Annotated in this window: 7 protein-coding genes; 5 read left to right on the top strand and 2 right to left on the bottom strand. The window is 60.4% G+C overall.

From position 1 onward, the window contains the following. Together QZZ60_RS09885 and QZZ60_RS09880 are read right to left on the bottom strand one after the other, a co-directional pair. The coding region (locus tag QZZ60_RS09885; RefSeq protein WP_295640984.1) for a hypothetical protein at positions 1-359 on the bottom strand (359 nt) is incomplete at its 3' end. A 27-nt stretch (positions 360-386) separates the two neighbouring features. Continuing rightward, complete coding sequence (locus tag QZZ60_RS09880) at positions 387-1,163, bottom strand: metallophosphoesterase (protein WP_295640982.1); 777 nt, start codon at positions 1,161-1,163, stop codon at positions 387-389. Positions 1,164-1,368: 205 nt separating this feature from the next. Between QZZ60_RS09880 and QZZ60_RS09875 the strand changes: the two genes are divergently transcribed. From QZZ60_RS09875 to QZZ60_RS09855, 5 genes are all read left to right on the top strand, one after another. Then, the gene (locus QZZ60_RS09875) at positions 1,369-1,968 is read left to right on the top strand and encodes a 5-formyltetrahydrofolate cyclo-ligase (protein ID WP_295640980.1); all 600 of its coding nucleotides are present in this window, start codon (positions 1,369-1,371) and stop codon (positions 1,966-1,968) included. Beyond that, positions 1,959-2,690 (top strand): polyphenol oxidase family protein, encoded by a 732-nt coding sequence (locus tag QZZ60_RS09870; protein ID WP_295640978.1) that lies wholly within the window; start codon positions 1,959-1,961, stop codon positions 2,688-2,690. Before QZZ60_RS09875 ends, QZZ60_RS09870 begins: the two co-directional genes overlap by 10 nt. 413 nt (positions 2,691-3,103) lie before the next feature. Next, positions 3,104-4,498 carry an OmpP1/FadL family transporter gene (locus QZZ60_RS09865; protein WP_295640976.1) on the top strand — a complete coding sequence of 465 codons (1,395 nt, stop codon included), beginning with the start codon at positions 3,104-3,106 and terminating at the stop codon, positions 4,496-4,498. Positions 4,499-4,729: 231 nt separating this feature from the next. Beyond that, a complete protein-coding gene (locus QZZ60_RS09860) occupies positions 4,730-5,458 on the top strand; it encodes a dihydrofolate reductase family protein (protein WP_295640974.1) in 729 nt (242 codons plus the stop codon). A gap of 273 nt (positions 5,459-5,731) precedes the next feature. Continuing rightward, positions 5,732-6,658 carry a lysine exporter LysO family protein gene (locus tag QZZ60_RS09855; protein ID WP_295640972.1) on the top strand — a complete coding sequence of 309 codons (927 nt, stop codon included), beginning with the start codon at positions 5,732-5,734 and terminating at the stop codon, positions 6,656-6,658. Positions 6,659-6,771: the final 113 nt, after the last annotated feature.

Genomic DNA, 6,771 nt, shown 5'->3' with positions numbered 1-6,771 from the left:
TCCTCCTCGGAGGTGTTTTGGGCGCTCTGCTCGGCTGGCGCTTCAGCTTCCGGCGTGTTCTTCCGGGGAGTCCGGCGCGTGCGCGTTTTGCGCGGCGTGCTCTGCTGCCCGGAATTTTCGTTCTCTCCGGCGTCGGTTGCGGCCTCGGCCGCTTTTTTCGTCGTGCGTCGGCGGGGCTTTTTTTCTTCCGTTTCTCCTTCTGCGGAAGGCTCCTGTGCGTCGGCCTTCTTGCGGGTCCGGCGGACGGTTTTCTTTTCTTCGGCAGGCACGTCCGTTGCGGCGGCCTTTCTGGTGCGGCGGGGTTTTGCCGCCTTGATTTCTTCGGTGTTCTCTTCGGTAAGAACGGGATTCTGACTCATGTGATCCTCAAAAATGGTGATGCGACATCAGCTTTCCAGGCGCCGCAGGGCGACTTTTATGCCGGAGCGCGCAAGCGTGAGCAAGGCGTAGCATCCGGCGGAAAAGGCACCTGGATTGGCGACGATCGTGCGCCCTACGCGCTGTATTCCTGCTGATTCGTGGATGTGCCCGCACAGGCAGACGGCGGGCTGATATTCCTCTATGAAATCCCGTATGGCGGTGGAGCCGACATGGCCGCCGCCGTCGATACGGTCGCAAACAGTGTTGTACGGAGGATTGTGGGCGGCCAGCACCATATCCCGGTAACTGCCGGCGCGGCGGGCCAGATCCTCCAGCCATTCCGAAAAACGTGCCTCTGGGAACTCCGATGGCGTTCCAAAGGGACTGAACGTGGAGCCTCCCACCCCGAGAAGGGCGAGATCCGGGCTCAGCTCCCGCACGCTGCGATGCAGGTTGATGCCGCGCTCCTCGAGCCAGTCGTTGACTTCGGCCCGGTCCATGTTGCCTATCTGGGCAAGGATGACGGGATTGACGGCCTGAAATGCCTCAATCACCGTGCGGGCAGCGGCGACGCCTCCCAGCGTGGTCAGATCGCCGGTGATGATGACTCCGGCCGCCTGTTCCAGTTCCGGTATATCCCTGACACGGCGGATGCAACCGTGGATGTCGCCGAGCACGATCCAGAGACGCCCGGATTCGGTCCGGTCTTCAGCGTCCGCAAAGTCGGCAAAGCGCGCAAGGCGCGTCGACAAAGAGCCGCAGCTCGGAATGTACGGAGCTGATTCCGGAACGGGGCTTGGCATTGTAGGGAAAATCCTTTTCCGCTGGAGCGGATGAAAATATCCGCAGAACGTTTCTGCTGCAGGGCAATATAGACTATTTTTTTTCGTTTGACAAAGGGGGAGAGGAGGGCAAATCTATGAAAATGCCGGACGCGCCGCGGACGGCATGATTTTATCTGGCATATTAATATGTTGCGCTTTTCTTTAAAGAGCGGAAGGGCTGCCTATGAACATTTCCGGCATGAACAAGAAGGAACTGCGCGTCTTTTTGAGAAAAAGACGCGGGGAACTTTCCTCCGGTCCGGCAGGCGCGGAACGTTCCCGACGAATGCAGAAGCGACTTCTTGAAAGCACGTTCTGGCGGAAAAGCCTTGTGGTGACGCTTTATGTCGCCGTGAAGGGAGAGGCGGACACGTCTCTTCTGCTTCGCGCGGCCTGGAGCGAGGGCAAGACGGTGTTTCTGCCGCGCTGCCGCAGGGATGAGCCGGGAACCATGGACATGATCGCCTGCTTGGGACCGCAAGCGCTGGAAGTGTCGGCCTTCGGCATTCCCGAGCCGGAAAGGAAGGCAAATTCCCGCCTGCTTTCCGCAGCGGAGCTTACGGGCGGAGAGAAAACGCTCATCATCGTGCCGGCGCTGGCTTTCGATCGGGAAGGCTACAGGCTGGGCTACGGCGGCGGCTACTATGACAGGATGCTTTCCGAAGCCCGCTGCACAAGCGTGGGACTCACCTTTCACGGGCTTCTGCAGGATCGTCTTCCCCGCGACTCGTGGGACCGGCCCGTCGGGGCCGTATGCACCGAGGAGGAACTTCTTTGTCTCTGACCATGCTTCCCTTTCAGTTTCCGGGCGTTCCCGGCGTGGGCTGCGCCTTTTCCATGCGCGGCTTCGGCAGCGTTTCCCTTTCCCGCGGGGAGGGAAGCTCGTCTGAGGCAAGACGTGCTTCCATTCCAGCGCTGCTCGGCGTGCAGGCCTTTGCCGAGGTGCATCAGGTGCACGGCGTACGCACGATTTTCGAGCCCGAGGGACAGAACCCCGGACAGACGCCCTCCGAACAGGCCGACGGCATGGCCTCGTCCCGTTCCGGACTTGCGCTCATGATAAAGACCGCGGACTGTCAGCCCATTCTTGTGGCCCACGAGTCCGGCCGCTACGTCATGGCCTTGCATTCCGGATGGAGAGGCAACCGGCAGGAGTATCCGCGCGTCGCTGTGGAACAGTTCTGCGAGCACTACCGTCTTGAGCCTCGTGAGCTCTGGGCCGTGCGCGGTCCGAGTCTCGGGCCGGCGGCATCGGAATTCGTGAACTTCGACAGCGAGTGGGGGCCGGACTTCCTGCCGTGGTACGACAGCGAACGCCGGACCGTGGATCTGTGGATGCTGGCGCGCCATCAGCTCGAAACCGCAGGCCTTGCGCCCGGTCGCATTCTCGGCATCGATCTTTGTACCTTCGACAACGCGCAGCTGTTCTTCTCCTACAGGCATTTCCGGCAGAAGGGCAGCGAGGACGGACGTCAGGGAAGCTTCATCTGGATTCGTGCCGTCTGAGCGGGCGATGCGTGCAGGCATCGCCGCTTCGTTAAAAATTTTTTATGCGCGTCCTTCGTCGTCAGCTTGCGACGAACCGGGCGCGCGTTTTTTCCCGGTATCGGCCGAGAGACGCTCTGTTCTTGAAAAAAGCCCGTCGCACAGGAAGTTGCGGGAATTTTTCCTCAGGACCATGCGCAGCGGAGCGATGGAGAAAAAGTCGTTCCATCAGCTTTTTGATGAAATAATGAGTAATCTACCATAAAATAAAGGTTTATTTTTTTTACAAAGCAGTATACCCATAAGTCGACGTATTATTTTCCGATACCGGAAGAGAGGCCGGTTGCGGAGGGCCTTTTGCGTCCTTTGTGGAAGATGATGCTCTTTTCCGGCGTCAGCCGGGCAAATCCTATCTATCCCATTCAGAGGAATTCATGAACGTATCTCTCAATGTGATGCGCCGGGTCTCCTGTGCCGCGCGCAGTCAGGTCAGATTTGTCGCCGCCGCCCTTCTTTCCTTCGGGCTTGTGGCCGGTTCCGTTTCCGGTGCGAAGGCCGAAGGCTTCGCCATTACCGAATGGAGCGCCCGAGGCATGGCCCTCGGCGGCGGCGCCGGCGGCGGCATGGTGGCCCGTGCCGACGATCCTTCCGCCATAGCCTACAACCCTGCGGGCATCACGCAGATTCCCGGTACTGCCACGCAGATGGGCCTTGCCGTTTCCGCGCTGAATTTCGACATCAGCCGCGTCGATACCGGCAGAACGGTGTCCACCTCCAATCAGGTATGGCCCATTCCTCATTTTTACGTGACCCATCAGCTCAACGACAACTGGTGGTTCGGCATAGGCGCCTTCACCCGCTACGGTCTCGGTTCTCAGTTCCCGGACAACTGGACGGCCCGTTCCGTCAATACTCCCGACACCATGCCCATGCTTGCCGGCGGCATCAAGTCCGTCACGCTGCTTTCGAGCACCATCAATCCCAACATAGCCTACAAGATCAACGACGTGTTCTCCGTGAGCGCCGGCGTGAGCTACACCTGGGGCTATCTCAGCCTGAATGAGCAGTATAATCTGAACATGGGCGGCTACATGGGACTCGGCGCAGGTCAGGCCGACGCGCGCATCCATTCCGAAAGCGGCTATGCCTTCGGCTACAACTTCGGCCTGCACGCCCGTTTCAACGATCAGTGGAGCGCCGGTCTTACCTACCGCGCCAGCGAGGACATGACCTTCAACGGTCAGACCCGTTTCCGCTTCTCTGGCGATCAGATGGTCGTGGGCGCCATGATGAAGCCCGTCATGCAGACCTGCAACGCCGACGGCAAGCTTTCCATTCCCGACGTCATCACCCTCGGCGTCATGTACAAGCCCCTGCCCAATCTGAGCTTTGAAGGCGACGTGGCCTATACCGTGTGGAGTCGCTACCGCAACCTCACCATCAACATGCACAGTCCCGTCACTCCGCAGTTCTTCGAGCAGAAGAACTGGCGCGACACCTGGGCCTTCACCTTCGGCGTGGAATATGCTCCCCTCGACTGGCTGACCCTTCGCGCGGGCTTCACCTACGAGACGTCTCCGCTCAAGGATTCCAACTGCTACGACTATCTCGTTCCTTCCAACGGCCGCAACTACTACACCCTCGGCGCGGGCTTCAAGTATGAGAACTGGACGCTCGATCTTGCCTACATGTACATCGACGTGCGCGACATCAACTACAGCAACAGAAGCAGCGTGCAGGGAACCACTCCCATCATCGCCACCTATGAGGGCAGGGCTCACAACAGCTACGCCCACAACTTCGGCGTGACCCTGGGCTACCGGTTCTAAACCTGTCCCGACTCGACATCGTGAAGGCTCCCTCCCCTCTTCGGGCGGGAGCCTTTTTTCATGGCGTTCCTCCTCTGGCATTTTTTGGCCTTTCCGGTAGAATGACGCCTCGTCGGCGGAACGTCCGTTCCGTCGGAACAATGTTGCACCATGGCCGCACAAGGGATTTTTTTCCATGGGCAATCCTTTCCCCCGGCGCCACGCTTCCGGGAACATCCGTGGAGGAATCCTATGCTGGAAAACGCGAAAATTCAGGACAGGCCTCATGTCGTCTGCCATATGTCCGTGTCTCTGGACGGCAGGGTGACGGGAGACTTTCTGCGCCTGCCGCAGTGCGAAGCGGCGACGAAGGCGTATTACCGCATCCACAGGGAATACGGAGCGAGTGCCTTCGCCTGCGGACGCGTGACCATGGAAGAAAGCTTTACTTCGGGATTCCATCCCGATCTGTCCCGCTTTGCCGGAATAGTCATTCCGCCCATGGATCATGTGGCCGACGAGAACGCCTCCTTTTTTGCCGTGTCCTTTGACCGTCACGGCAGTCTGGGGTGGAAGTCGTCGCACATTGCGGACGAAGATCCGGGCTACGACGGAGCGCACGTCGTGGAGGTTCTGTGCGAGAGCGTTCCTCAGCCCTGTCTGGCGTATCTGCATGACAGAGGCGTGTCCTGCGTGTTTGCTGGCAAGGACGACATGGACATGGCGCTTGCGCTGCGCAAGCTGCGGGAAATCTTCGGCATACGCAGGCTGCTCCTGGAAGGGGGGAGCGTGCTCAACGGGGCGTTCCTCCGCGCGGATCTCGTCGATGAGCTGAGTCTCGTGGTCATGCCCGTCACCGCAGCCGACGGAGACGAGAGCCTGTTCGACGGCGGCGTGATGAGAAATTTTCGACTTGAAGACGTGCAGCGACTTGAAGGCGGCGTGGTCTGGATGCGGTATCGCCGGGTCCGCGAGAAGTAGCAGCGCCCAGGGCCGTGCGGCTCCGCGCGGAGGCCATCGTTCGGAAAACTTCGGGGAGACGCTGAAAAGGATGTTCTTTCCGCGGAAAAGTCCCGTTGGCCGAGTGACGGCGGGCTTTTGTTCCCGGTGCATGCCCCTGCGCTTCATCCTGGCTCCGTCTTTGCAGATCCAATCATCGGCGCACGGCGCCGTTGCGCTTCCGGGCAACAGGCACGGAGGCCCGTGCAATACTAGAGGTCGGAGAGTTCCGGCCGCATATCGTCGAGGAAAAGAATGCTTCTGGAAATGGGACTCATTGCGGGCGGAATTCCCGCAGGATGGGTGTTGCGCCGCAACGCCGCCGTAGTGACGCGGGTGAACGAGGCCCTTGCCTGGACCGTACGCGTCATGCTCTTTCTGCTCGGGCTGGCGCTCGGGCTTGACGACGCGCTGCTCGGACAGCTCAAAAGTCTCGGGCTGTACGCCGTGCTCATCAGTTCCTTTTCCGTGGCGGGCTGCTTTCTGGTGGCAAGAATGCTCGGACGGCACGTCTTTTTGGAATACGCGCCGGGCAAGGGCGGTGCTGCCGCTGGAGAGCGGGGCGGAAGCCGCGGCTCCTTCGTGGCCCTGGCCTTTTTTGTGACCGGCGTGATCATCGGCACGCTGCGCATTCTGTCTGTGGGAAGTCTGGCGGGCGAGGCTGCGGTGTGGGTTCTTTATCTTCTGCTCGTGCTTGCCGGCATGACCGTGGGCTTCGACCTGAAGGCGCTCGGCATCATTCGGGAGCTTCGGTACCGGATTCTGCTCATTCCGCTCGGCGTGGTGGCGGGCACGCTCTGCGGCAGCGCTCTGGCCTGGCTCGTGCTTTCCTGCTTTTCCACGCTTTCGCTGCCGGAAGCGCTGGCCGTGGGGGCGGGATTCGGCTACTACAGTCTGGCCACGGTCATCATCACCAGTCTGGGCGATCCGGCGCTGGGCTCCGTGGCGCTTCTTTCCAACATGATCCATGAGGCGCTGGCCTTGCTGCTTCCTCCGCTCATTGTGCGATTCACGGGTCGGCTCGGTCCCGTGCTTGCGGGAGGAGCGGCGGCCATGGATACCTGTCTGCCCGTCATTGCACAGGTAAGCGGAGAGCGCTGCGCCGTGCTGGCCCTGTTTTCCGGCATGAGTCTTACGCTGCTTGTGCCCGTCATCGTGCCGCTGCTCATGGCGCTGCGCTGAGCCTGCCGGCTTCGCGCTGGCATGGGTCTTGTTGCGAGAACGAGCGCAAAAAGGCTGTGCGATGGCGTCGTTTCGGAACGCAGACATGAAAAAAGGCCGTCCTTTTCAGGACG

This window comes from uncultured Mailhella sp., assembly GCF_905187505.1.
GTDB lineage: Bacteria > Desulfobacterota > Desulfovibrionia > Desulfovibrionales > Desulfovibrionaceae > Mailhella.
This window is presented reverse-complemented; position numbering and strand designations above follow the sequence as displayed.